This is a genomic window from Acinetobacter sp. YH12045 (genome assembly GCF_013419925.1).
Taxonomy (GTDB): Bacteria; Pseudomonadota; Gammaproteobacteria; order Pseudomonadales; family Moraxellaceae; genus Acinetobacter; species Acinetobacter amyesii.
The window spans coordinates 49287-75791 of record NZ_VOZE01000012.1; the positions used below are offsets into that span (position 1 = coordinate 49287).

The 26505-nt window shown below is 41.6% G+C and carries 22 protein-coding genes, 6 tRNA genes and 1 pseudogene; 21 read left to right on the plus strand and 8 right to left on the minus strand.

Annotated features, from left to right (window positions below; translation table 11 throughout):
* Positions 1 to 11 precede the first annotated feature (11 nt).
* From FTU02_RS13410 to FTU02_RS13435, 6 genes are all read left to right on the plus strand, one after another.
* Entirely contained in the window at positions 12 to 1880 is a 1869-nt protein-coding gene (locus tag FTU02_RS13410) for a TonB-dependent receptor domain-containing protein (RefSeq protein ID WP_180157560.1), read from the plus strand.
* A 160-nt stretch (positions 1881 to 2040) separates the two neighbouring features.
* Positions 2041 to 2682, plus strand: a complete 642-nt coding sequence (locus FTU02_RS13415; protein ID WP_180085477.1) for a phosphoribosylanthranilate isomerase — start codon at positions 2041 to 2043, stop codon at positions 2680 to 2682.
* Positions 2666 to 3892, plus strand: coding sequence for a tryptophan synthase subunit beta (gene trpB / locus FTU02_RS13420; protein WP_180024528.1), 1227 nt, complete (start codon positions 2666 to 2668; stop codon positions 3890 to 3892). The genes FTU02_RS13415 and trpB overlap by 17 nt, the downstream gene beginning before the upstream one ends.
* 221 nt (positions 3893 to 4113) lie before the next feature.
* On the plus strand, positions 4114 to 4839 hold the full coding sequence (locus tag FTU02_RS13425; RefSeq protein WP_180157562.1) for a CPBP family intramembrane glutamic endopeptidase: 726 nt from the start codon (positions 4114 to 4116) through the stop codon (positions 4837 to 4839).
* A 23-nt stretch (positions 4840 to 4862) separates the two neighbouring features.
* Positions 4863 to 5387, plus strand: a complete 525-nt coding sequence (locus FTU02_RS13430) for a DUF1543 domain-containing protein (protein ID WP_180157564.1) — start codon at positions 4863 to 4865, stop codon at positions 5385 to 5387.
* Positions 5388 to 5526: 139 nt separating this feature from the next.
* The gene (locus FTU02_RS13435; RefSeq protein ID WP_180157566.1) at positions 5527 to 6519 is read left to right on the plus strand and encodes a DUF2804 domain-containing protein; all 993 of its coding nucleotides are present in this window, start codon (positions 5527 to 5529) and stop codon (positions 6517 to 6519) included.
* Between the two features lie 50 nt (positions 6520 to 6569).
* Here FTU02_RS13435 and FTU02_RS13440 read toward each other — a convergent pair whose 3' ends face one another.
* Positions 6570 to 7445 carry a metal-dependent hydrolase gene (locus FTU02_RS13440; protein ID WP_180157568.1) on the minus strand — a complete coding sequence of 292 codons (876 nt, stop codon included), beginning with the start codon at positions 7443 to 7445 and terminating at the stop codon, positions 6570 to 6572.
* Between the two features lie 145 nt (positions 7446 to 7590).
* Here FTU02_RS13440 and FTU02_RS13445 point away from each other — a divergent pair, with 145 nt between their 5' ends.
* On the plus strand, positions 7591 to 8619 hold the full coding sequence (locus FTU02_RS13445) for an AraC family transcriptional regulator (protein WP_180157570.1): 1029 nt from the start codon (positions 7591 to 7593) through the stop codon (positions 8617 to 8619).
* Between the two features lie 84 nt (positions 8620 to 8703).
* On the opposite strand, the gene FTU02_RS13450 is transcribed toward FTU02_RS13445, so the two are convergent.
* Positions 8704 to 10038 (minus strand): Na+/H+ antiporter NhaC family protein, encoded by a 1335-nt coding sequence (locus FTU02_RS13450; protein ID WP_180157572.1) that lies wholly within the window; start codon positions 10036 to 10038, stop codon positions 8704 to 8706.
* Between the two features lie 363 nt (positions 10039 to 10401).
* On the opposite strand from FTU02_RS13450, the gene trpA reads away from it, so the two are divergent.
* The 4 genes from trpA to FTU02_RS13470 are packed head-to-tail and all read left to right on the plus strand — an operon-like array spanning position 10402 to position 14367.
* Positions 10402 to 11205, plus strand: coding sequence for a tryptophan synthase subunit alpha (gene trpA, locus FTU02_RS13455; RefSeq protein ID WP_180157574.1), 804 nt, complete (start codon positions 10402 to 10404; stop codon positions 11203 to 11205).
* Positions 11202 to 12098 carry an acetyl-CoA carboxylase, carboxyltransferase subunit beta gene (accD, locus tag FTU02_RS13460; protein WP_111885388.1) on the plus strand — a complete coding sequence of 299 codons (897 nt, stop codon included), beginning with the start codon at positions 11202 to 11204 and terminating at the stop codon, positions 12096 to 12098. Before trpA ends, accD begins: the two co-directional genes overlap by 4 nt.
* Positions 12095 to 13378 carry a bifunctional tetrahydrofolate synthase/dihydrofolate synthase gene (gene folC, locus FTU02_RS13465; protein WP_180027139.1) on the plus strand — a complete coding sequence of 428 codons (1284 nt, stop codon included), beginning with the start codon at positions 12095 to 12097 and terminating at the stop codon, positions 13376 to 13378. Before accD ends, folC begins: the two co-directional genes overlap by 4 nt.
* Positions 13375 to 14367 carry an SPOR domain-containing protein gene (locus tag FTU02_RS13470; protein WP_180022400.1) on the plus strand — a complete coding sequence of 331 codons (993 nt, stop codon included), beginning with the start codon at positions 13375 to 13377 and terminating at the stop codon, positions 14365 to 14367. Before folC ends, FTU02_RS13470 begins: the two co-directional genes overlap by 4 nt.
* A gap of 20 nt (positions 14368 to 14387) precedes the next feature.
* Here FTU02_RS13470 and FTU02_RS13475 read toward each other — a convergent pair whose 3' ends face one another.
* The 3 genes and pseudogenes from FTU02_RS13475 to FTU02_RS13485 all read right to left on the minus strand — a co-directional run bounded on the left by FTU02_RS13475 (position 14388) and on the right by FTU02_RS13485 (position 16741).
* A complete protein-coding gene (locus tag FTU02_RS13475) occupies positions 14388 to 14927 on the minus strand; it encodes a dual specificity protein phosphatase family protein (protein ID WP_373684267.1) in 540 nt (179 codons plus the stop codon).
* Positions 14928 to 14976: 49 nt separating this feature from the next.
* Positions 14977 to 15802, minus strand: a pseudogene (locus FTU02_RS13480) (MBL fold metallo-hydrolase).
* Between the two features lie 303 nt (positions 15803 to 16105).
* Positions 16106 to 16741, minus strand: a complete 636-nt coding sequence (locus FTU02_RS13485) for a peroxiredoxin (protein WP_078194127.1) — start codon at positions 16739 to 16741, stop codon at positions 16106 to 16108.
* Between the two features lie 337 nt (positions 16742 to 17078).
* Here FTU02_RS13485 and secA point away from each other — a divergent pair, with 337 nt between their 5' ends.
* The 10 genes from secA (at position 17079) to FTU02_RS13535 (ending at position 23729) form a co-directional block, all read left to right on the plus strand.
* Positions 17079 to 19802: a preprotein translocase subunit SecA gene (secA, locus tag FTU02_RS13490; RefSeq protein WP_111885392.1), complete on the plus strand. Its 2724-nt coding sequence runs from the start codon at positions 17079 to 17081 to the stop codon at positions 19800 to 19802.
* A 144-nt stretch (positions 19803 to 19946) separates the two neighbouring features.
* Positions 19947 to 20303 carry a hypothetical protein gene (locus tag FTU02_RS13495; protein WP_180055834.1) on the plus strand — a complete coding sequence of 119 codons (357 nt, stop codon included), beginning with the start codon at positions 19947 to 19949 and terminating at the stop codon, positions 20301 to 20303.
* Positions 20304 to 20463: 160 nt separating this feature from the next.
* Positions 20464 to 21684: a bifunctional glutamate N-acetyltransferase/amino-acid acetyltransferase ArgJ gene (gene argJ, locus FTU02_RS13500; RefSeq protein ID WP_180064009.1), complete on the plus strand. Its 1221-nt coding sequence runs from the start codon at positions 20464 to 20466 to the stop codon at positions 21682 to 21684.
* A gap of 149 nt (positions 21685 to 21833) precedes the next feature.
* Positions 21834 to 22901, plus strand: coding sequence for a quinolinate synthase NadA (gene nadA / locus FTU02_RS13505; protein ID WP_180157578.1), 1068 nt, complete (start codon positions 21834 to 21836; stop codon positions 22899 to 22901).
* Positions 22902 to 23055: 154 nt separating this feature from the next.
* Positions 23056 to 23132, plus strand: a tRNA-Pro gene (locus tag FTU02_RS13510).
* 45 nt (positions 23133 to 23177) lie between these two features.
* Positions 23178 to 23254, plus strand: a tRNA-Arg gene (locus FTU02_RS13515).
* Between the two features lie 44 nt (positions 23255 to 23298).
* Positions 23299 to 23374, plus strand: a tRNA-His gene (locus tag FTU02_RS13520).
* Positions 23375 to 23377: 3 nt separating this feature from the next.
* Positions 23378 to 23454, plus strand: a tRNA-Pro gene (locus FTU02_RS13525).
* A gap of 105 nt (positions 23455 to 23559) precedes the next feature.
* Positions 23560 to 23635: transfer RNA gene (locus tag FTU02_RS13530), tRNA-His, on the plus strand.
* Positions 23636 to 23652: 17 nt separating this feature from the next.
* Positions 23653 to 23729: transfer RNA gene (locus FTU02_RS13535), tRNA-Pro, on the plus strand.
* A 114-nt stretch (positions 23730 to 23843) separates the two neighbouring features.
* On the opposite strand, the gene FTU02_RS13540 is transcribed toward FTU02_RS13535, so the two are convergent.
* The 3 genes from FTU02_RS13540 to FTU02_RS13550 are packed head-to-tail and all read right to left on the minus strand — an operon-like array spanning position 23844 to position 26046.
* Positions 23844 to 24323, minus strand: coding sequence for an OmpA family protein (locus FTU02_RS13540; RefSeq protein ID WP_180005407.1), 480 nt, complete (start codon positions 24321 to 24323; stop codon positions 23844 to 23846).
* Positions 24324 to 24331: 8 nt separating this feature from the next.
* On the minus strand, positions 24332 to 25549 hold the full coding sequence (locus FTU02_RS13545) for a sensor domain-containing diguanylate cyclase (protein ID WP_180157589.1): 1218 nt from the start codon (positions 25547 to 25549) through the stop codon (positions 24332 to 24334).
* Entirely contained in the window at positions 25546 to 26046 is a 501-nt protein-coding gene (locus FTU02_RS13550; RefSeq protein WP_180024517.1) for a YfiR family protein, read from the minus strand. The genes FTU02_RS13545 and FTU02_RS13550 overlap by 4 nt, the downstream gene beginning before the upstream one ends.
* Positions 26047 to 26505 lie beyond the last annotated feature (459 nt).

Below are 26505 nucleotides of genomic sequence, written 5' to 3' on the forward strand. Positions count from 1 at the left end.
GGGAATACAGCATGCATTCTTTTTCTAAGACTCTTATCGGGTCACTTTTTGTTTTATCTCCACTTTCTGCTGCGATGGCAGCAGACCAAGTTTATCAACTTCCAGTGATTACCAACACGGTTGCCAATATTGTTGAGCAAGACGCACAAAAAACTTTGGCAGCAGTCACAGTCATTAATCGTGAAGAAATTGAGCGCAAGCAATTTAATTCATTACAAGACTTATTACGTACTGTGCCGAGCGTAACGTATAGCAATACTGGCGGTTTAGGTAAAGTTACGAGTGTTTCAATTCGGGGTACAGGCAATCGCCATGCATTAGTCTTGGTGGATGGTCAAAAGGTAGGTTCAGCAACGCTTGGTGAAACGGCTTTTGAACACCTCCCAATTGATCAGATTGAGCGTGTTGAAGTTCTGCGTGGTCCGCGTTCAAGCTTATATGGTTCAGAAGCGATTGGCGGTGTAATTCAAATCTTTACACGTAAAGGCACGCAAAATGGAATAAAACCATTTGCATCATTAACCTACGGTTCGCATGAAACGTATCAAGGGAATGTTGGTTTAAATATTCGCCAAAATGATACTTGGGCAACACTGAATGTTGCAGGAACAAAAACTCAAGGCATTGATGCGACAAATATTGCTGAGCCTTATGACCTTGATAAAGATGGCTATGAAAACAAGTCAGCATCTTTACGTATGGGGCATAAATTCAATGATCAATTTGATGTTGATGCAAGTGTCTTAGTCGTTGACGGTGAAAATGAATATGATAATAGGGATGACTGGGGTTCTCCTTATATTGATGCAAAAAATGTGCATAGTAAAATCGAGCAACATGTTTACAGCATTGGTGCTACCTATAAGCCTTTTGATATATGGACAACACAAGTCAAGTTAGGTCGCTCTGAAGACAAGTTAGATAGCCGAGATGGTTATCCATCAGTGATTAATACTCAGCGTGACAGCTTATCTTGGCTGAATACACTGTACTTGAATGAACAAAATACCTTGATGCTCGGCTTTGATTATCAGAATGATGAAGTATCAGGCACGCAAGCGTATGCAGTTAAAGAGCGTGATAACAAAGCTTACTTTGCGCAATATCTAGGTTCATTTGGTAACTTCGATGTGCAAGGTGCAGTCCGTCAGGATGATAACGAGCAGTTTGGTAATCATACGACTGGAAGCGCAACTTTAGGATATCGCTTCAATGATGCAGTGCAAACTTATGTCAGCTATGGCAATGCATTCAAAGCCCCGACATTCAATGATTTGTATTGGCCAGGAAGTGAAAGCCCGACATTAGTTCCAGAAGAGTCTGAAAACTATGAAGTTGGTTTCAAAGGTGTGGTGAGCAATGTTCAATGGGAGCTAAACGCTTTCTATAATGAAATTGAAAATATGATCGCATGGGCACCAAATGCATCTTGGAATTATGTTCCAAGCAATATAGATAAGGCAAAAATCAAAGGTGCTGAACTATCACTCATTCAGCAGTTGAATAATTTTCTTTGGAATATCAATTATACCTACCAAGAGCCTGAAAATGAGACAGCAGGATCAAATGGCAAGCAACTGGTCTTAAAGCCAAAGCAAATTTTTAATGCTTCTGCAGATTATACAATGGATAAATGGAGTATCGGTGCTTCAGTTCATGCCGAAGATAAGCGTTATACCAATGCTGCAAATACTGATGAGTTGGGCTCATTTGCCACAGTAGATACGCGAGTAACTTATCAAGCAACGCCTGAATTTAGTGTTCAAGCCAAGCTTGCCAATATGTTTGATAAAGAATATTCGACAAACTACAGCAATAGCACTTTATATAACCAAGATGGCCGTACTGCTTGGGTAACTTTACGTTATGCGATGAAATAATTGATTCAATAATTCAAAAAGCCCTGATCATTCAGGGCTTTTTATTTTTGCGCAGCAATCATGCTGAAAATCCACGCAATGCATGAAAATTGCATTACAATGATTCGCCTTCATATTCATAGATAGGCTATGAATAGGGCGGAGTTAGAGCCAAAACAACATGCGAACCCGTGCCAAAATCTGCGGAATTACACGTATTCAAGATATTCAATCTGTCGTCCAAGCTGGCGTAGATGCGATCGGATTTGTATTCTTTGCGCCAAGTCCGCGCAGTGTAACGGCAGTGCAGGCTGCTGAACTGATTCAGCATGTGCCGCCGTATGTGCAGACCGTCGGTTTATTCGTGAATGCATCGGCTGCAGACATACAGGATATTTTAAAAAATTCGCCTGTAGACATCCTGCAGTTTCATGGTGATGAAAGCCCTGAACAGTGCCAAACGATTGCGCAGTCCGTTGGGCGCCGCTGGTATAAAGCCATTCAGATGAAACCTGAACTGGATGTGATTGCCGAAATCCAAGCCTTTCAACAGGCTGGGGCAAGCGCCGTACTATTGGATGCATGGCATCCAGAACTGAAAGGCGGTACAGGGCATAGCTTTGACTGGGCACAGTTCCCAAAACTCGATATTCCTTTAATTTTGGCAGGCGGTTTAACTCCGACCAATATTGAAGATGCGATTCAGACCACAGGCGCTTACGCCGTAGATGTGAGTGGTGGTGTAGAATCGGCAAAAGGTATTAAAGACCAACAACTCATAGAACGCTTTATGCAAGGAGTCCATCGTGGATCAGCAAAATAAGATTGACTATACCCAATTCCCTGACGCACAAGGGCATTTCGGTATTCATGGCGGGCGTTTTGTGTCAGAAACTCTAATGGCAGCACTTAAGGACTTAGAAAAGCTCTATTTCCGCATGAAAGATGATGCCCAGTTTTTGGCAGAATTCGACCGTGACTTGGCGTATTACGTCGGTCGTCCTAGTCCTTTGTATTATGCTGAACGATGGTCGAAAGAGTTGGGTGGTGCGCAAATTTATTTAAAACGTGAAGACCTGAACCATACAGGTTCACATAAAGTGAATAACACCATTGGTCAGGCTTTGCTGGCTAAGCTTTCAGGTAAAAAACGTATTATTGCGGAAACTGGCGCAGGTCAGCACGGTGTAGCAACGGCAACAATTGCAGCGCGTTTAGGCCTTGAATGCGTAGTGTTCATGGGTGCAGAAGACGTAAAACGTCAAGCGATGAACGTATACCGTATGCGTTTGCTTGGCGCGACAGTTGTACCTGTAGAAAGCGGTTCAAAAACATTGAAAGATGCCATGAACGAAGCGATGCGTGACTGGGTAACCAATGTTGATTCAACTTATTATGTGATTGGTACCGTTGCAGGTCCGCATCCGTATCCGCAATTGGTTCGTGATTTCCAATCGATTATTGGTCGTGAAGCGCGTAAACAAATTCAGGAACAAGCTGGCCGTTTACCAGATGCGCTTGTTGCATGTGTAGGCGGCGGTTCAAATGCAATGGGCTTATTCTATCCATTCTTAAATGATGAAGATGTGAAAATGTACGGTGTTGAAGCTGCAGGCTACGGCATTGAAACGGGCAAGCATTCTGCACCATTAAACGCAGGTCATGTCGGTGTACTTCACGGTAACCGTACGTACTTGATGTCGGATGATCAAGGTCAAATCATTGAAACACATTCAATCTCTGCAGGCCTGGACTACCCAGGTGTAGGCCCTGAGCACAGTTTCCTCAAAGATATGCACCGTGTGAACTATGTGCCAATCAATGACACTGAAGCGCTACAAGGCTTCCGTGATTTAACCCAAATTGAAGGTATTATCCCTGCATTGGAAAGCTCACATGCGATGGCTTATGTGACGAAACTTGCACCGACCATGGACAAAGACCAAATCATTATTGCGACTGTATCAGGCCGTGGCGATAAAGATTTAATGACCGTTGCCCGCATTGATGGCGTGGAAATGGTTGAGATGTAAACTCCTTTAAGCCTCTCCCTTTGGGATGAGAATCTCGGAATATATTCTGAGTTCGCAAGTGGAGAGGGTGAATTAAAAATCGCGCAGAAGCAATTCCGCGCGATTTTTTTTGGGCTGAAAATTTTATTGAGGCAAATCTCTACAAAACAGATGCAGAATAAAGGTGTGAAATAAATCACAATACTGCGCAAATTTTATTGCTTTAGAAAGACTTTATAACAATGACGTTTACCCAATTGGTTCGTGCAGAATCCTTTCCAACCCATATTTCTTGGCAATGGCGTGATACTTTTGCGCTGTGTATTCTTCCGCTGATCTTGCTCAATAGTTATGTCTTAGACCAATTTTTTGGTGTTTCGGCTCAGGTTGCTTTGGGTGATTCGATCTTTCGCGGTATTTTATTTATTGCCGTATGTTGGCTCTATAAAATGATGCTGTATATACACTGGCAAAAGTATAAACAGGCTTTTTGGCGCTCAAGCCTGTTGGTGGTTGTCGGTGCAGTCGTCTTACAAGTGGTGATTTCTTTTACACGCAGTCTGTTGCCCGTTGGTGAGAGCATTGAAAAAGAATCAACTATTGATCCGAATACGATTGCGTTTTTTAGCTTGCTGATCATCAGCCTTGGGCCATTATTTACCGCTTTGCTTGAAGATATTATTTTCCGCTATACCTTGCTGCAAAAGCTTTTTGTACAGCCGTGGCTATGGCGAGTGATTTTGGTCTTACTGAACTCAATCTTATTCGGCTTGATTCATTATCATAATTTTGATGGCGATTTGATTGCGACCATCAGTTTTATGGCGGCAGGTCTATTTCTCAACCTGATCTATTTGTGGACGCGTAACATTTGGCATGTCTTACTCATTCATTTCGTCAACAATGCAGTACTCTCTTTAGGCGGCGTGATTTTATTGAAATTACTTCAGCCCTATGTGGGCAGTTGAAGTCAAAAATATGGGGGGAGATTGTGTCCAGTTTATTTATGGTGATGCTCGGCGGACGCCATCCAAGAGCAAATATCGAAGTGCATGATGTCATTCTTGCAGTGGGTAACACATTAGAAGAGGTTTATCCACAACTGAGAACGGCATGGTTTGGTGAGCAAAAAGGCTTACATATTGATGCTTGGGCACAAGTACATACAGTCAGCACTGAAAATCGGCATTATCGCATCCAATTTTGTGATGCCGCGCCCCGAGCTGAAGATGAAAAATTATGGCTGATTAATCTCGGGGGATATGATGCCCGCGAATTTGGTGAATTACATCGTTATGTTTTGGTGACAGGACAAAATGCCAGCGTTGCAAAACAACGGGGCAAAGCTTTTTTTGAGTCACATTGGCAAAAACAACATACCGACCGAACCCTAGATGTCGATGATTGTATTGCGATTGATCATGTCTACGGGCGCTATATCGAATTGGTTGAAACGCCGTATAGCCAGCAAAATTCATGGAAAAATGATTACATCTTAATAAATGAACATTTGTGATGATTAAGAGCTGAAATGTCAGCTTTTATATTTTTTTGTGATATTCGCCTGAAATCAGATGGATTGTCTTTTCAGGCGTTAAATAATAGGCATAATAACATTCAGGATTTAGACCTTAAACCTCAATGGAATGGCGTATATGGATTTAATACGGCCGAATGGACAGCCGCATTATGGGCGTTTTAGTGAACTTCCCAATCGCATCGATTTAAGTAAGTATGAATATAAGACACCGTATGGAAAACGACTTGAAGGTTGGCGTAAGCGTTTAAAATATAAAAAATTTAAATTTTGTTGTATTCAGCATGAACATTATACGATTGGTCTAGCGATCGCCGATATCGCGTGGGCGGGGCACGGTTTTGTCTATGTGTATGATCATATTACGAATGAAGTGTTGGAATGGAATTCGATTAATTTCCTATCACGCAATACCGTTTTAGATGAACAACCTTTATTTAATCAAAGTCATTTTATCAAGTCAGGGATTCAACTGGACATTCAGCATGCCAATGGTGTGCGATACATTCAAATGTCGAAACATGGCGAACTCAAACTGAGCGCTCGAGTGTTTTGTGCGGGGACTGATCCGCTGAGTATGTGTAGCCCCACAGGGATTAATGGTTGGACCTATACTCAAAAATTGACGACGTTAGGGTGTGAAGGTTTTTTTATCAATAAGCAAGGCAAGACCATTCAATTCCATGACCGGACATTGGTGTCTTTAGATGATACCTGTGGTTTTCTTCGTCCTGAAACCGCATGGTTTTGGCTGTCGTGTAACTTTTGGGATAGTCAAAATCGACGCGTTGGGATCAATCTTGCCTCTGGTGTAAATGAAAGCTTTGGCAATGAAAATTGCCTGTGGGTCAATGGACATTTGTATCCCATGTCTGATGTGCTGTTTCAGCAACAAGGCGATAATCAATGGAATATTAGTTCATTAGATAACAGCTTAAATTTGATCGTCACCACAGGTTGGCGGCGCTATGAAAACCTGAATTTAAGATTGGTCGGTAGTCAGTTCAGTCAATGGCAGGCAAAAATTAGCGGTACAATTCAACGTGATGGCGAAGAAATTGTATTCTTAAATGAATATGGTTTGCTTGAGCAGCACTATGCCAAATGGTGAGTCTAAGCCAATAAAAAAGCCGCAATCGATGCGGCTTTTTTATTCAGTTGTTATTTTGCAGCTTGCCAAAACACTTCCGCAGCTTGAATTGGATCATTGGTTTCTTCATAAGTTTTTAACCAAAGATCATAATTTTGCACAATGGGATGCTGACTCGGATGGAAGTCTTTTTTAAACCAATCTCGATATGGCTTGCTCATACGGGTCAGGGTGCCATTTTTACCAAAGAACCACGGTAAGCCTTTCATATTTAATTTTAAACGTTCAGTGAAACTGAAGCCGTCATGTTTCAGCATCACATTGGCACGGTATAAGGTAAAGCCGAGCATCAATCCACTGGTCCAGACCAAAGTAAATTTCTTTAAATTTTCATCGACCTTAGCCACATCTTTCATCACATCAAAAGCCACATCGCGATGTTCCATTTCTTCTATCGCATGCCAAATAAATAATGCACGGACATAAGGATGCGCAGATTCTAGTACGGACTTTTGGCTACAGAACGTTTCAGCCATCAGCGCAGTCAAATGCTCGGCAGAAGCCGTCATGGCAATGTTGTATTCAGGTGAGCGCTTGCTCAGTTCAAATTTAAAAATTTTATTTAGACGTTTAATGAACGCATCGACAGGCATGCCTTGTTGTTTCATTAACATGTTCATTTTGTCATGCGCCATACCATGCTGTGCTTCTTGACGAATAAAGTCAGCGACACGTTGCTTTAAATCAGGGTCTTGAATTTGACTGCGGAACAGACGTACAGATTCAATGAAATAGCGCTCGCCATCAGGAAAGGTTAGGCTCAAGGCATCAAACATACGTGTTAAAAAGGGGTCTCCGCCAAACCAATAGCGCGGGATTTCTTCTAACTTAAAATTCAGCTTTGTGCGAACAATGGGTTCGACTTGATATTTGACGATAGCATTCATGATATTTTTTCTGTGCGAGTCGTATTGATTGCAGTATGTCGGAGAAATTGCACTTTGTTTTGACAGATATTGCCAATTTTCATACATTTTACGCCATGATGAAAATATAAAATGTCAGAATTGGCAGGTCAGAAAGAGGGGCGAGATGGCTGAAATTCAGATCCCAAACGGTTACTTCCAACTATGGAATATGGTCTTAATTGAGCGTGAATTAAACTATACACAGCTCGAATGGATTGCGCCGTATGCTGCGCAAATTCAGCATGTGCTGTCTTTGCCAATCGACTCTCAATCGCCGAATTCTTTTTTTAACAGCATCATACAACTGACTCAGCAGCATCTGGATTGCCCGCAATTGGTCTTTGAAATGGCCAAGTATATTCGTGCAGAGCATTTTGGGGTGTTAGGCTATATGGCGACACTGAGTAATAGCGTAGCAGATGCTTTGCAATATGTGATGCGATTTAGTCGTTTGGTGATTGATGGGGCGCAAATTGTGCCAATGAATATGAGCCATCAAGATCATCAAATTATACTGTCTTGGCCACAGCATGATGATGAATATGCTTTGGTGAATGAATTAACGATGGCCTGTATGGCACATTTGGCCAAGCAAATTTTTCCAGATTCTTTAAAGTTACTCCGCATTCATTTTGCCCATGCGCCGCGGATGGCACGTTATCACTATGAAAAGTTTTATGGCTGCCAAATGGAATTTTCGACCCTTAAATATTCATTTGTGATTCATGCAGATAGTTTGGATTTAAAGTCAGAACTTGCTGATCCGTCACTGATGCAATTGTTATTACGTCAGGCCGAAGAGGCGATCGCCGCTCGTCCGCAACATGCAGATCCAATTCTACAGATGCAACAATGCATCGCTGATCATCTCAAACAAAAACAGCAAGCCCCTAAAATAGAGTGGTTAGCAGAGGAGTTACATCTGTCAGTCAGAACCTTGCAACGACAGTTAAAGGAGAAAGACACCTCGTTTAAACGGCTTTTGGAGCTTGAACGGATGAAACGCTGTGAATATCTACTTTCACAACAAACCCATTTGACGGATATCGCGTTGCAGTTAGGATATTCAGATCAGTCTGCTTTGGCACGTGCTTTTAAGGCATATAGCGGAGAGACATTATTAGCGCGAAAAAAAGCCTTGAGATTAGAATAAAACTTGCAGATTGCTCGTTAAGAAAAGCCTTTCAAACAACATTAAAAAAAGCGGTCAAACGACCGCTTTTCTTTAAAGCCAAACTTATGCCGCAGCTTTTAATTTTGGATACCGAAGTAAAATGGCCAGGATGGCAAAGATTGCCAAGACCCAACAGTAATACACACTACCAATCAGTTCCACAGGCGAAAGTTTTGCGATCGAACAAGCCAGTAACAGCTGTGCACCATAAGGAATGAGACCTTGGACTACGCAAGAGAAAATATCCAAGAGCGCAGCAGCACGTTTAGGGTCTACACCATATTCTTTGGCGACTTCACGTGCCATGTCACCAGATAAAATAATTGCGACAGTGTTATTTGCTACAAATAGGTTGGAGAAAATCACCAAGAAACTGATACCAATTTCACCTGCGCGTTCAGCACCAACTTTAAAGCAGCGTGTCATGCTGTAAATACGTTGAATCAGCCATTCTAAACCGCCTTCTTTTTGCATAATGGCAGAAATACCACCCAAGAAAATAGAAAGCAGGGCAACTTCAAACATGCCGGTAAAGCCGTCATAAATAGAATTATTTAAGCTTAAAAAATTAAATTCAGGTTGAATCACCAAACCAATCAAACCAGACAGTAAGACACCAATAGTCAGCACAGCAAGCACGTGCAAACGTGAAAAGGCCAAAATAAATACGGCTAAATACGGCAAGATCAGCCACGCATTATAGGCTTTGTGTTCAATCGCTTGTGAGCCTTGACTCATGAATAAATAAATACAAATGCTGACGATCGATGCAGGAACAGCAATCCAAACATTGACCTTAAATTTATCGCGAAGCTGAACTTTTTGACTGTTCGTTGCAGCAATGGTGGTATCTGAAATCATCGACAGATTATCACCAAACATAGCACCGCCGACCACAGCACCAATGGCATACACCACTTCAATTTCGGTGACTTGAGCAAAACCAAAGGCAATTGGTGCACAGGCTGCAATAGTGCCCATGGAGGTTCCCATCGCTGTGGCAATAAAGGCCGCAATAATAAACAGCATGGGCAGCACGAACTCAGGCGCAATCATCGATAGTCCCAACTGCACTGTTGCATCGACACTACCGATGGCACTGCTGACACTGGCAAAAGCACCAGCGAGCATAAAGACCATGAACATTAAGATCAAATTCGGGTGGCTAGCACCTTTCATAAATGTATCAATCGCGTCATTTATCTTGCCGCGATAGAGCAAAATTGCCAATACAATTGCAGGAAGAGCAGCGACTGGGGCTTTCACTTGATAGAACGCAAACTCAGTTCCAATGATGGAATGGTAAATACCACTGCCCAAAAAAATGGTCAGAAAAACAATAAGCGGGAGCAGTGCAAATGCCCGAGCAGGCACTTTCACTTGTGAATCGGAGGACATAGGAGATAAAAAAATAAAAGTATGCGGCTAGTATAAAGCAGGTTTTGCAATTTAAGGAAAATTAAAATGTAAATGCTAAGCCTGTTATTTTTAACATTTTTTTGATGATAAAATTAAGTTAATCTAAAACCTTATAATTTTGCCAGATCCTAAAATTAGGCATCTTTGATCATTGTGAAAAAAACTGAAATATCGGTAAATGATGCTTTCGGGTTGTTCTGGAAAATTATGTTTGCATGAGAAATGCCGACTGAGGATTGTATGCCCTGTTCAATGGGTAAAAAATAGCGTTACAATGCGATGTCTTGTATTTCGACAAAACCCACATCATAGTTTTGATTCATTCAAGGAAAGTATAACCCTATGTCACGTTTAGCCACTCGATTTGGAACGCTTAAATCTCAACAGCGTAAGGCCTTGGTTTCTTATGTTATGGCTGGTGACCCTCATCCACAAGTAACGGTACCTTTGTTACATCAAATGGTTGAGGCAGGTGTAGATGTGATCGAATTGGGTCTTCCATTTTCAGACCCAATGGCGGATGGTCCTGTTATTGCACTTGCCGCGGAGCGTGCGCTTGCTGCAGGAACCAATACTCTAGATGCCTTGAACATGGTGAAAGAGTTCCGTAAAAACGATTCAGAAACACCCGTGGTACTGATGGGCTATTTAAACCCCGTTGAAGTAATCGGCTATGAAAAGTTTGTTGCCTATGCACATGAATGCGGTGTAGATGGCGTGCTCTTGGTGGACCTTCCACCAGAAGAAGCAAAAGATCTAGATGTAGTATTGAAAAAATATGACATGGATCAAATCTTCTTACTTGCGCCAACATCCACTGATGAACGTATTCAGCATGTGGTGAAACAAGCCAGTGGATTTATCTACTATGTTTCTTTGAAAGGTGTGACAGGTGCAGCGACATTAGACGTTGCTGAAGCTGCGGCACGTATTCAAAAAATCAAATCGTATACTCAGGTACCTGTCGGCGTTGGCTTTGGTATCAGTGATGCAGCATCGGCGAAAGCCATGGGTATTGCTGCGGATGCGGTGATTGTAGGTAGTGCTTTTGTTAAACAATTTGCAAATTTAGCGCCAGAACAAGCTGTAATCGAAACAGTGAATAAAGTGAAGGAGCTTCGAGCTGCGCTCGATGAGTTAGTATGAGTCAAGACGCAAAAACAGGCAAAATTCTGAGCGCATCTACGCCATGGACAGAGCGTGCGGTACCAGGTATTCATGTACCTGATGAACAGCAAGCATTAAAGGCGACATTTACTGAGCCGACGATTGAATGTCCTGAGTGTCATGCACTTGTGACTCGTACTGCGATGTCATTTAATGCCTACGTTTGTCCTCAGTGTGATGAACACTTGCGAATGAAAGCGCGTGATCGTTTGAACTGGTTCTTTGACCAAGTACAAAAAGAATTGGGTCAAGAATTTAAAGCCAAAGATCCACTTAAATTTGTAGATAGCAAAGCGTATCCAGACCGTATGTCTGAAGCGCAGAAAAAAACCGGTGAAACAGAAGCTTTAGTGGTGATGCAAGGAACGCTGAAAGGCATTCCAATGATTGCGACTGCTTTCGAATTTGATTTCATGGGCGGTTCAATGGGCACTGTTGTAGGTGACCGTTTTGTTCAGGCTGCTGAACTTGCGATTAAATCCAAACAACCACTTATTTGCTTTGCTGCCTCTGGTGGTGCGCGTATGCAAGAGGGCATGTTGTCTTTAATGCAAATGGCGCGTACTTCTGCTGCCATCCAAAAAATGAAAGATGCAGGCTTGCCTTATCTAGTGGTGCTGACACATCCAGTATATGGTGGTGTGACTGCATCATTGGCAATGCTCGGTGATGTTCACTTGGCTGAACCGAAAGCCATGATTGGTTTTGCTGGTAAGCGTGTGATTGAGCAAACTGTACGTGAAAAATTGGAAGAACCGTTCCAACGTGCAGAATACTTGCTTGATCATGGTGTAGTCGATCAAATTGTCCACCGTCATGCATTACGTGATACAGTTTATCGTATTGTAGCGAAATTGATGAACTTGCCTTGAACACAGCACCACTTGCAACTGATTCTTTAAACACATGGCTCGATTATTGGAGCCATGTTCATGTTACGGGTATTGATTTAGGACTGGAGCGGGTAATTCCTGTTGCGGAACGACTAGGTGTAACCCAGCCTGATGCCAAAGTGCTGACGGTCGCGGGAACAAACGGTAAAGGTTCAACCACGACCACTTTGGCTGCAATTTTAAATGCCCAAGGGTATAACGTGGGGCTCTACCAATCACCGCATATCTATCGATTCAATGAACGTGTAAAGCTTCAAGGTGTTGAAGTGGCCGACCAAACCCTGATTGATGCTTTTGTAGCCGTTGATCAGGCGCGTCGTGAATGTGAATTAAGTTTATCTTTTTTTGAAGCGACCACTTTGGCCGCTTTTGTTATTTTTAAACAGCAACATTGCGATGTATGGGTACTTGAAGTAGGCCTAGGTGGTCGACTTGATGTGGTCAATGTCGTCGATCCAGATGTTGCAGTGATTACCAATATTGGTTTAGACCATACCGATTGGTTAGGCGATACCATTGAAAAAATTGCTTTTGAGAAAGCAGGAATTATTCGTCCGAATATTCCCGTAATTTTTGGCGGGCAGCAAGTTTTGCCTGAAGCCATTCGTCAAAAAGCAGAAGATTGCCAAGCCGCTTTACATGTACTCAATCGTGATTATTTTTATCAGTACAGTGATGATGGACAATCTTGGATGTTTGCCTCATCAGGTTCAACCTTAAAACTACCCGTGGGTTCTTTGGCACTCGAAAATATCTCTACGGCTGTAGCGGCAATCTTGGCCAGTGGTTTGGTAGTCTCTCAGCAGTCGATCGCTCAGGGGATTATCAATGCCAAGTTACAAGGCCGTTTTGAAGTTAGAGAAATTGCGGGTAAAACGGTGATTTTCGATGCGGGACATAACCCGCATGGTGTTGAATTTTTGTTAAAGCAATTGCGAAATTTCCTCCAGTACAATAAACAATACACAGAAGTAATCAGCGTTTTCTCCATGCTGACTGATAAAGACATAAATTCTGTCGTTAACTTATTGAAAGATACGGTAAGAATGTGGAAAATTGCACAATTAAATGTGCCACGTGCGGCATCTATCACACAATTGGATAGCGCACTGCAGCATCAAGTCGTAGAACATTATGACAATGTGCAATTAGCTTTTAAGTCCGCGCTGGAAGAAACAAAGAATAATCAGCTGATTCTGGTATGTGGTTCATTTCATACCTTAGAAGCGGTATGGGAGTATCTGGAAGAATGTCAATGAATAACAAACAACGCTGGATGGGTGGTGTTGTTTTATTAGGTGGTGGTGTACTGCTGGCCGCACTTTTACTTAAAGGCAAAGAAGAAATACATCAAAATCAAAGCCAAACCCCTGAAATGGCTCAAGTTGAGCAACAAGGTCAGGGTGCGGGTAAAATGTCATCATTGACTGTTGATGTTGAAACTGAAAAGCGCTTGCTCGAAGAACAAAGACGTACCCGTGAAAAATCGGTTGCGGAGCAAGAAGCACGTGCAGCAGAATTTTTAGCGATGCAACAACAAGCGGAAGCGGATGCAGCACGTAAAGCAGCAGAAGAATATGCGGCTTTAAACGCACATCGTTCAGCTCAACAAAGTTCGGATAATATTCCTCCCGAATTGGTTGAAGATGAAAAAGCTAAGCAAAAGCGTTTAGCTGAGGATAAGTTGGCGGCTCAAAAAAAGTTAGAGACTCAGTCGGCGCAGCAAAAGGCTGATCAGGCACGTATCGCAGCAGATAAACAAAAAGCCGAAGCAAAACGTAAAGCGGATGCTCAAAAAGAAGCTGAACGTAAAGCACATGCTGAAGCTGAGAAAAAAGCAGCAGATAAGAAAGCAGCAGATAAGAAAGCAGCCGAAGCGAAGCAACAAGCTGAAGAAAAGCGTAAAGCCGAAGAAAAACACAAGGCAGAAGAAAAGCGTAAAGCAGAAGCTAAGAAAAAAGCTGAAGCTGAAAAAGCACGTGATCTGTTGGAAAATGGCGATAAGCAATGGATGGTACAAGTTGCACTGGCTGCCAATGAAGCCAATGCAGATGCTGTCGCTGCAAAATTACGTGCAAAAGGCTATAAAGTGACGAAGAGTCCGACATCTAAAGGCATTCGTATTATGGTTGGCCCTTCGAAGGACCGTGATGCTGCGGACGCAACACGTAAAAAGATCAATTCAGATGCAAGTTTGAATATGAAATCTGCGTGGGTGATTGATTGGGTACCACTCGATAAACGCTAAGTTTATTTGAGGAATGACCTTTAATAAGATGGATTCAGTAGTTGCTGCTGAATCCATTTTACATTTTCAGGGCTGAATAAACGGTCAATATTTTTCCAAATAGGGTGGAAGCCATAGCCACCTTGTTTCATTTCACGTTTTGCTTCCTCAATGGACCAATGCTGAAAAATAATACGGTACATGGCCACACTCGCGCCTGTACGGTCTGAGCCGTGGTAGCAATGGATTAAAACTTTTTGCTGCTGTTGTTCAGCCACTTTTATAGTTTTCATCACCGCCAGTAAATCTTCACGATCGATTTGCCACGTGTGTATCGGAATATGTACAAATTTAATCTTTTGCATATCAATAGCATTTTTTAAGCGTTCTGGGTCATGATGCCGCGAACGTAAATTTATGATCACATCGATGTGCTGTTCTCGTAGAACAGGGGCGAGATCTGCATCAGGTTGTTCACTGCGAAATAATGTTGGGCTGATCTGATAAAAATTATGCTGTTGATGAACGACTTTTCCCCAATGCTGAGGACGTTCATATAACGGTAATGGATTTGATGTCATGCAACCTGTGAAGCTGAAGCTAACACTAAGGAGGATCATTGGTAGGATTTTAGCGGTCATAGCTTGTATTCTGATAGCGAGCGAATTCGAATGGGTCATGTGCACAGATGAGATCGATGTCCGGATGCTACGCTAACTGCTGAATCTTATGAAGGGAGTGCAGTCGCTGTGTATTGTCGGTGGCAAATAAACGCTCAATGATTTAAGGCCCGCGAATGAAAATTTGGATTTAATTGATGCTGTGAGTAATAAGCATCGCCACAATATAACAACCAGCGCTGGTTATTTTTAATCGCAATACCGGCATGACCCGCGGTATGTCCCAAAAGTGGAAGCATTAAAATGTCATCTTGAAAAATAGACAGACCGGCAGTGTGTTCTAAGTTAAACCATGCTTGCGTCCAGATGCTTTCGATAAAATTCCAATAACGATGCAGTTGGAATTGCTGTGGTCGATAGCGCAGTCGTGATTTTAAGCTATGAAGGTTTTGAGTGGCGTTATATTCACTGGCTAAGACATGCACAGTCGCCTGCGGAAAATCAGAGATCCCGCCAGCATGATCAAAATCTAAGTGTGACAACAAAATGTGTTTAACATCTTGAGCCTTAAAGCCTAATTTTTGAATTTGAGGAATCGCACTTAGTTGCGGATTAAATTTAATCTGCGCTGTGCGTGAAATAAACCGACCTAAACGATTTTGTGGATGTAAATAATCTTGTAAGCCCAGTCCTGTATCGACTAAGACGAGCCCTTTATCGGTTTCAATGAGCAGGCAATGACAGACCAAATGTGCGCGAAACCCTTTTTGTCCAAATAAAGGGGCACACGTTGGACAAAAACTACCACAATGTAAATGATGAATTTGATGAATCACGGTTTGTTATTTTCAAGTTTTTATTAGTTATAACGGAATTGTGATGTTTAACCAATCTAATCCCTGAGAGGAATTTGTAATCAAAAAAAAGCTCATCCGAAGATGAGCAGGTTGGAGAATGCCAGAACGGGCTCGTCATTCGTTCTGAGGGGAAAACTATCAGTAACTATAAGTAACTATGGTTATGATTTTTAGTTGACTCAGGTGCTGCACTTAAAAATAGTTAAATTTGTATCTTCGCTTGGTCACTCGCAGCAGAGCTTCTTATCTTGCGCTCGGACAGCGTAATGCTCCGTTTTATCCTCACTTAGGTTGAGGCGTTAAACGAAGGTAAGGCGTAACTGCGTTATATCCTTGAGGAAAGCGTTGTTTGATTTCCTCTTCATCTTTTAATGACGGCACAATCACCACATCTTCACCTTGTTGCCAGTTGGCCGGTGTTGCAACTTTATGGTTGTCTGTCAGTTGCAAAGAGTCAATGACACGTAAAATTTCATGGAAGTTACGCCCTGTAGATGCAGGATAAGTAATGATTAAACGGACTTTTTTATTTGGATCGATGATCACCAAAGAGCGAACAGTTAATGTTTCGCTGGCATTAGGGTGAATGAAATCATAAAGGGTGGACACTTTACGGTCTTTGTCTGCAATGATCGGGAAGTTGACCGTGGTATTTTGAGTATTATTAATGTCGTTAATCCAACCATGATGCGACTCAACATCATCAACAGACAGGGCAATGGCCTTGACACCACGTTTGCTAAATTCATCTTTTAGTTTTGCGGTAAATCCAAGTTCTGTGGTGCAGACTGGGGTGTAATCGGCAGGATGCGAAAATAAAATGCCCCAACTGTCACCTAAAAAGTCATAAAAATGAATGCTGCCTTCGCTTGAGTCTTGAGTAAAGTCTGGTGCAGTATCACCTAAACGAATCGTCATGGAATATCCCCGTATTTATTGAATTTGTTTAACTCAAAAATAAATATGAAGGATTTTTTTTATGATTAAAAATAGTGTTTTTTCATTTCTTTATGAATATATTTCATATAAAACAGTTTTATTGGGGGATAAATGCGAAATATCTCACGACAGAGTCACTATGTTGTCTGCAGAAAATTTGTTACATTAGCTTGCCTTAAGTCTCCGGGGCTAGAACCCGAGCGCAGAATATTTAAGGGGATTTTTGTGCAAAACCCTTGTACTTCGAATTTCTAGCACCATAATAACGACTAAGAAAATATATTCATTTGACAAGCAAGATTTAGAGAGTCTATTCATGTTGGCAAGTCTGATCGGAGGAATCTTCGGTACCAAAAATGAGCGCGAACTCAAACGCATGCGTAAAATCGTAGAGAAGATTAATGCGCTCGAGCCGACGATATCTGTTCTAAGCGATGCAGACTTATCTGCAAAAACTGAAGAATTCAAAGAACGTTATAAAAAAGGCGACAGCCTTGATAAATTATTACCTGAAGCATTTGCTGTTTGTCGTGAAGCTGCAAAGCGTGTCATGGGCATGCGTCATTATGATGTACAGCTGATTGGTGGTATTACTTTACATGAAGGTAAGATCGCAGAGATGCGTACCGGTGAAGGTAAAACCCTCATGGGAACGCTTGCTTGTTACCTCAATGCGATTAGTGGTGAAGGTGTTCACGTGATTACGGTGAACGACTATCTCGCACAGCGTGATGCTGAATTAAACCGTCCATTATTCGAATTTTTAGGTTTAAGCATTGGGATTATTTACTCAATGCAAGACCCAACTGAAAAAGCTCAAGCGTATCGAGCTGACATTACTTACGGTACCAACAACGAATTCGGTTTCGATTACTTGCGTGACAACATGGTGTTTTCTGCTGCTGAGAAAAAACAGCGCAGCTTAACCTATGCCATCATCGATGAGGTCGATTCGATCCTGATTGATGAAGCACGTACACCGTTGATCATTTCTGGTCAATCAGAAGACTCTTCTCAGTTGTATGCTGCAATTAACAGCATTCCACCAAAACTTCATGCACAAAAAGAAGAGAAGGTACCAGATGGCGGTCACTTCTGGATTGACGAAAAACAGCGCTCTGTAGAAATGACCGAAGTCGGTTATGAAACTGTTGAAGCTGAATTGATTCAAATGGGCTTGCTTGCTGAAGGTGAAAGTTTATATTCATCTGCTAATTTAAACTTGGTACACCATGTTTCTGCGGCCATTCGTGCGCATTACCTATACCAACGCAACGTGCATTACATCATCCACGAAGGTGAAGTGATCATTGTCGATGAAAACACTGGTCGTACAATGCCGGGTCGCCGTTGGTCAGAAGGTTTGCATCAAGCAGTAGAAGCAAAAGAAGGTTTGGAAATTCAGCCTGAAAACCAAACTTTAGCAACTACAACATTCCAGAACTATTTCCGTCTATACAAAAAATTATCGGGTATGACGGGTACTGCAGATACTGAAGCTGCAGAGATGAAAGAAATTTATGGCTTGGATGTTGTACTTATTCCAACCCATCGCCCGATGATTCGTAATGACCAAAACGATTTAATCTATTTAAACCGTGAAGGTAAATACAACGCCATCATTCAAGAAATTCAACGTATTCATGAAGCGGGTGTTGCGCCGATTCTGATTGGTACAGCAACTATTGAAGCCTCTGAAATTTTATCAGATAAGCTGAAAGAAGCTGGTATTCAACATGAAGTACTTAATGCGAAACAACATGAGCGCGAAGCGGATATTATTGCGCAAGCGGGTTCACCTCGTGCAGTAACCATTGCGACTAACATGGCTGGTCGTGGTACTGATATTCTGTTAGGTGGTAACTGGAAAGCGTTGCTGGCGAAGATTGAAGAGCCGACTGAAGCAGATGAAGCACGTTTGAAAGCAGAGTGGGAACAAAATCATGAAATGGTGCTGAACTCTGGTGGTTTACACATCATTGGTTCAGAACGTCATGAATCTCGTCGTATCGATAACCAGTTACGTGGTCGTGCGGGCCGTCAAGGTGACCCAGGTGTATCACGTTTCTACTTGTCGCTTGAAGATGACTTGATGCGTATCTTCGCAGGTGATCGCGTAGTTGCAATGATGCGTGCCATGGGGCTGAAAGAAGATGAAGCCATTGAGCATAAAATGGTGTCACGCTCGATTGAAAATGCACAACGTAAAGTTGAAGCACGTAACTTCGATATTCGTAAAAATTTATTGAAATACGATGACGTAAACAACGAACAACGTAAGATTATTTACTCTCAGCGTGATGAAATTCTTGTTGAACCGTCTTTACAAGATTACATCGAAACGATGATTCAGGATGTGACTAAAGGCATGATCGAAATATATATTCCACCTGAGTCTATTCACGATCAGTGGGATATAGAAGGTCTTGAAAAGGCGCTACGTGAAGATCTATCGATTGAACTGCCAATTTCGCAGTGGTTAGAGCAAGATCGTCGTTTGGATGAAGAAGCTTTGGTTGAACGTATTACTGATGAAGTTCTTCAGCACTACCGTTCACGTCGTACGCAAATGGGTGACGAAACGGCTGCAATGCTCGAACGTCACTTTATGTTGAATTCATTGGACCGCCATTGGAAAGAGCATTTGGCAGCAATGGATTACTTACGTCAAGGGATTCATTTACGTGGTTATGCGCAGAAAAATCCTGAGCAAGAATACAAAAAAGAAGCCTTTAACTTATTTGTAAACATGCTTGCTGTGATTAAGTCAGATGTCGTGACAGATTTATCTCGTATTCATGTGCCTACAGCCGAAGAGCTTGCAGAAATGGAAGCTCAAAAACAGGCTCAAGCTGAATCAATGAATCTTCAATTGTCACACAATGACTTTGATAATTTGTTGGCTGAAGCCAATGGTAATGATGTTATCGATGCGCAATACACACCTGCAGAGCAAGTGATTGTTCCGCCAGAAAGTCGTAACTCGCCTTGCCCATGTGGTTCAGGTCTAAAATATAAACAATGTCACGGTAAAATCTAAACAGCATTGTTTAATTTCAAATAAATCAGAGCCTTCGCGCTCTGATTTTTTATTTACACTACTAATCTGACCTGAATAGTATTTGCAGTGCAGCGGATTAAATGTTATTTAGTTTCTATCAATAACCGTAAGACGGAAAAGACAATGAAAAAAGTACTAAAACCGTTCATGATTGCTGCTTTGGCTTTGCCAACTTTTACCTTTGCAAACGCTCCTCAGACGACTTCTGTAGAGAAAGTTCAACAAGCAGTTGGTCCAACAACAACTCAAGTACAGATTGGTACTGACGGTCAAGTGACTGTAGCAAGCCCGCGTACGGGTATTCGTTATACCTTTGCCAATCCAAATCGTCCGATCGTATTGCAAACTGCAAAAATTGCAGCAGCCAATGCGGCGAATGCTGACCGTATTGTGGCTGAAAACCCAGCCCTTTCTGCTGCGAGTCAACAAAAAGCGAAACAAGTGCTTCTTGATGAAGCAACTCAGCTTGCGCGTAACTAATTTACGACGAACATCGATAAAGACCAGTCGAAAGACTGGTTTTTTTATGTGCAAAAGAAATCCACAATAAAATTACAGCAAAACCGTGCTTCTGCTCGATTTTTTGTAGATTTTGCACTAAGCTGTATTTTTTATAACTCATATAGTTGGACGTTGAAAAATGGCAGTTGGTGACGTATCTATGCCACAGATGCATGTGGTGAAAGGTGTAAAAATCGGTTCGGCTGAAGCATATGTGCGCTATCAGAACCGACGTGACCTTGTCATTTTTGAATTTGCTGAAGGTTCTAATGTCGCAGGCGTTTTTACTCAAAATGCATTTTGTGCAGCACCAGTGCATATTTCTAAAGCGCACTTATTAGCAGGTAATCCACGTTATTTAGTGATTAACACCGGAAATGCCAATGCAGGTACTGGTAAAATTGGCATGGCAAATGCTGAAGCGACGTGTGCGAAACTGGCAGAACTGGCAGGTGTTCAAAATACAGAAGTTCTTCCATTTTCAACAGGTGTAATTGGTGAGCAATTACCTATTGATCGTTTGGTTCAAGGCTTGCAACCCGCATTAGATAGTTTGCAGGAAGATGCATGGTTGGATGCGGCAACGGGCATTATGACCACTGATACAACACCTAAAGGTGCATCTGAACAGTTCGAACTAGATGGCGTTCTGTATACTATGACAGGTATTTCTAAAGGCGCAGGCATGATTCGTCCAAATATGGCGACCATGTTGAGCTATGTGGCAACTGATGCACCCATTAGCCGTGAGCTGGTGCAACAGCTTTTGAAAACCACAGTTAACCTGTCGTTTAACCGTATTACGGTGGATGGTGATACCTCAACGAATGACTCATGTATTTTGATTGCAACGGGTCAAGCTGGTGGCGTAGAAATTACTTCAGAAACAGATTCACGTTATGCTGCTGTTTTAGACGTGTTAACACGTGTGATGAAACGTCTTGCACAGCTCATTGTCCGGGATGGTGAAGGTGCGACGAAGTTTATTACTGTGGCAGTAGAAGGCGGCGCAGATACTCAAGAATGTTGTGATATTGCTTATAGCATTGCACATTCACCGTTGGTTAAAACTGCAATCTTCGCATCAGATCCAAACTGGGGCCGTATTTTGGCAGCTATTGGTTATGCAGGTGTGCCAAACTTAGATGTTGAAAAAATTCAGGTCTGGTTAGGTGATGTTCAAATCTGTAAAGACGGTGGTGCCGCAGCAGATTATACCGAAGCAGCAGGGGCTGCAGAGATGGAGAAATCTGAGATCACGATCCGTGTAGATTTAGGACGTGGCAGTGCGCGAGATACTGTGTATACCTGTGACCTGTCGTATGACTATGTTAAGATTAACGCAGATTACCGTTCATAAATTTGATGTTTTTGAAAAGCCTCCGTTGTGAGGCTTTTTTATAAGTGGAACTTTTTAATGACCGGTAAAAATAGCCAAGTGCCATATTTATGGGTCAGTTGTGAAGCACCTGTGTAGTAACAGGCATTAAGGATAGAGAAGACGTTGTGATGAATAATGCAAACAACTTAATTGCAAATGAAGCAAAATCAATTGTACAAGCGCATTTGGATCGTTTGGGCGATGTTAAAGAGCATCACTTAACGGAAGCTGCAAAGCTTGAAAAGTTTGAATTAATTAAAGCGGAACTCAAAAAACGTAACGCTGTCCTTGTTGCACACTATTACTGTGATCCTGAAGTGCAGGAACTAGCAGAACTGACCGGTGGATGCGTTTCGGATTCACTTGAAATGGCACGTTTTGGTCGGGATCATGAAGCAACGACGTTGGTGGTTGCAGGGGTGAAATTCATGGGGGAGACCTCGAAGATTTTATCTCCTGAAAAAACTGTATTGATGCCAACCCTAGAAGCAACATGCTCACTTGATTTGGGTTGTCCTGTCGATGAATTTACCAAATTTTGCGATGCACATCCGGATCATACGGTTGTGGTATATGCCAATACCTCGGCGGCAGTGAAAGCGCGTGCAGATTGGGTGGTAACCTCGAGCTGTGCTGTTGAAATTGTTGAGCATTTAGATAGTTTAGGTGAAAAAATTATTTGGGCACCCGATCAGCATCTCGGTCGCTATATTCAAAAGAAAACCGGTGCAGATATGTTGCTATGGGATGGGGCATGTATTGTCCATGAAGAGTTCCGTGCACGTGGTATTGCCAATATGAAAGCGCTGTATCCTGATGCAGCAGTTTTGGTACATCCAGAGTCACCAGAATCTGTGGTGGATATTGCAGATGCCGTCGGTAGCACCTCGCAATTGATCAAGGCTGCACAAACCTTGCCACACGAACGTTTAATCGTGGCAACAGATCGCGGTATTTTTTATAAAATGCAGCAAGCTGTGCCGAATAAAATTCTCATCGAAGCACCGACGGCAGGTGAGGGAGCGACTTGTCGTTCATGTGCGCATTGCCCTTGGATGGCGATGAATGAATTGGATGGCGTTCTGGAAGTTTTACAAAAAGGCGATCAGGAAATTTTTGTAGATCCGGCATTGGCTGAGCGTGCTAAATTGCCTTTAGATCGGATGTTGAATTTCAGCGCCAGTTTAAAACGTTAATTTTTGCTTGAAAAATGATTAAAGTGCTTGATAAATAATCGCTTGAAATGATTTTTTATGTTTTTTTGAAGATAGGTGTTGACGTTAATCAACGTCACGCCTAGAATGCACACCGTACCGCACGATATGCGATACAGCGAAAGCTGAGATGAAACGGAGCATAGCACAGCCTGGTAGTGCACCTGGTTTGGGACCAGGGGGTCGTAGGTTCGAATCCTACTGCTCCGACCAATTTCTCAAGGCAAAAATCGCGTGATAGTCTATGTCATCGGTAATGCGCCTGTAGCTCAGTTGGATAGAGCATCCGCCTTCTAAGCGGATGGTCACAGGTTCGAATCCTGTCAGGCGCGCCATTTTAATGGTGTTCTGATAATAGAATCTGAAACTTGTTGTGATGGTGGATGTAGCTCAGTTGGTAGAGCCCCGGATTGTGATTCCGGTTGTCGTGGGTTCGAATCCCATCATTCACCCCAATTCGGAGCATAGCACAGCCTGGTAGTGCACCTGGTTTGGGACCAGGGGGTCGTAGGTTCGAATCCTACTGCTCCGACCATTTTCTTAAAGAAAACGGTCGATAAAAGATACCGCATACAGCGGTTTTTTTATGCCTGTAATTTAAAATGCGTTATATTGGTTATTCACAAGCAAGAACATGATGGTGGATGTAGCTCAGTTGGTAGAGCCCCGGATTGTGATTCCGGTTGTCGTGGGTTCGAATCCCATCATTCACCCCAACTTTTAAAGTTGAAAGCGGAGCATAGCACAGCCTGGTAGTGCACCTGGTTTGGGACCAGGGGGTCGTAGGTTCGAATCCTACTGCTCCGACCATTTATTTCAAAAACAATACTGTAAAAGATGCCGCATATAGCGGTTTTTTTATGCCTAAAATTTATAAACATAATAAAAAAGCCACCATAAGGTGGCTTTTTTATATTCTGCTATTTAGGGAATGATGGTGACATTTACGCGACGGTTGATGGCACGATTGGTTTCAGTGTCATTAGAGACCATCGGCTGTTCAGCACCACGGCCAATAATTTGAATATTTGAACTGTTATAACCTTGCTTTAAAAAGACGTTTGCGACGCTTTGCGCACGTTTTTCTGACAGTTGTTGGTTGTAATTGGCTTGTCCAACATTATCCGTATGACCAATAAACTTAATTTTGTTTAGGTCATATTTAATCAGTTGAGTGGCGAGGGTATTTAGTTTGCCTTCTTGGTGAGGTTGTATTTGATAATCATCAAAACCAAATAAAAGTCGTTCTGGTAGGGCAAGTGTCCAACCATCATTGGTCAAGACAAAACCTTCTTTTTTAAGCATGCGTGCTTGTTTGTAGCTTAAGTTACCTAAACTCATGCAGGCTGTCATAGTGGCCGTGAATGCAAGTATAAATAAAACTTTAAATGCGTTCTTTAACATAGCAAATCCTATGAGTTGGGGCGTTGTGGTGCAATGCACCAATGATTATTCGAAAGTTTAGCATCATACATGGCGCGATCCGCATCTGCGATTAGATCTTCTGGCGATTTCGCATTTTGGATCAGTGCCACACCAATATTAGCTTGTAATGCAATATTATGTTGCTCATAAACAAATGTGGAACCATAGCATTCATGTATTTTGTGACAAAAGACTTCGAGTTCTGTCAGGGAGTTTAAGTGATTGATAATAATTGCAAATTCATCACCACCGAGTCGCGCAACGAAAGCATCATCTGGAAGTGCTTGTTTTAAACAATGTGATGAGGCACGCAGTACGGCATCTCCAGCTAAGTGTCCATATTGGTCATTCACATGTTTAAAGTTTTCAATATCGACAAAGAACACAGCAGCGTTCGCTTTTAAGTCAAATAGCTCAAACAGCTTTTCATAAAAATAATTACGATTTGGCAATTGGGTTAATGCATCATGACGTGCTAGATGAATTAGCTTGTCATTTTCTGAAATCAAGTTTTTATTTGACTGTTCAATTTCACTAAGTAAACCATTAAAGGCGGTACTGAGTGCGTGTAATTCTTGAATATCAGAGTTTGAAACCCGCATTTTATAATCTTTCTTAATGCTAATGGTTTGGGCTGATTCAACAATCGAGCGAACAGATTGCATTAAGTATTGATAAACAGAATTTACCGACCAAAACACAGTAGCTAATAAAAGAATAAAACCTAAAAATAAACCCAATAAAATTTTATGGAAGAAACTAACTAAATCTGACGAGTTTCCATATACGACCAGTTCGCCGTAACTTTTCTGATCATGATGAATATCTAAACGAATCGGTTGGCTAAAAAAGAAATAATCTAAAATCGCTTGGCTAGAAAATGTTGAAATTTCTTGTTGCTCAGCATGAGCAAGCGACGCATTTTGAAGGTTGGTAATTTCTATCGATCGAATGGGATACAGTTGAGTGTATTCATTTAAAATTTGACGCATCGTTGTTTGGTCATTAAACACCACAGCCGGTTGAACACGTTCGTTAATCGCATTTGATAAAATCGTTAAGCTGTTTTTTGCATAGGTATGCATTGTATAGGTTGAAATCACCAAAAAAATCGCAGAACAAATCGTAAATGTTAAAGCAAAGATAGTGAGCTGCGAACGCGTAAATAATTGGTGTAATGTAATTGGGTTATAGAGTTGTTTCATTCAGCTGACTCCGATGACTTCGCCAGTAATAAAACGCGTGGATCAATATGTATTTGTGACTGCGTTAAGCTTTCCATATTAACTTTAAACGAATAACTCTGATTTTTTTTATACAAACAAAATGCACTGCCAGACTCACACTCACTATTGTTACTACTTAGAGAGAGGGCGGGGAAATTAACATGGTTGTTTAAAATACTTTGTTCTTCTTTTGCTGATAGATTGGAAAAAAATAAAACTTGGCAATGACTAGATTTGATGTCATTCACATTGATGGCTGTAATTTTATAAGTGCTGTGGGTTGGCGCAAGTTTTTTAAAATCATTGACTAAACTTGAATTATTAATCACACAAAATTTGGGTGAAGTGGTTTCCCACTTGGCATAACTCAATATAGAGAAAGTGGTTGTGAAAATATTTGCTGTGGGAGCTGCATATAATATGGGTGAAATGGAGCACGCCATTATTAAATAGGCAGTTTTTTTAAAAACAACCATACGAAATCAAAAATTCTTAAATTAAATGGAATGAAAATTGGGTTTATATACGTTTTATTATATGAAATAGGGCGTATATAGCCCAATAATAATACAAAAGAATGTTTATGTGTTTAAAAAAACGACATGCGTAAAATAAATCATAAAAAAGGTGTTGCGTTGGATCAGAAATGCTGTAGAATGCACATCCATCGGCGGTGATGAAGATTAAAACTTCTGATAAAACAATGACTTGGTTGAATTGATTAAGTTGGGTTTTATTTTTTAAGTTTAAAAATAATTTGAATTACCGGTTGACTCTTTAGAAATAAAGCGTAATATAGCCGACCTAACTTGCTGGTGACGAACCAACAAGAAGATCATTAAGAGATTATGAAGAACAACTTGTGTGGATTTTTACTGATTGATCGATCGAAATTATTTTCATTGATTGATGGTAGAAATTACTCGAAGTTTATT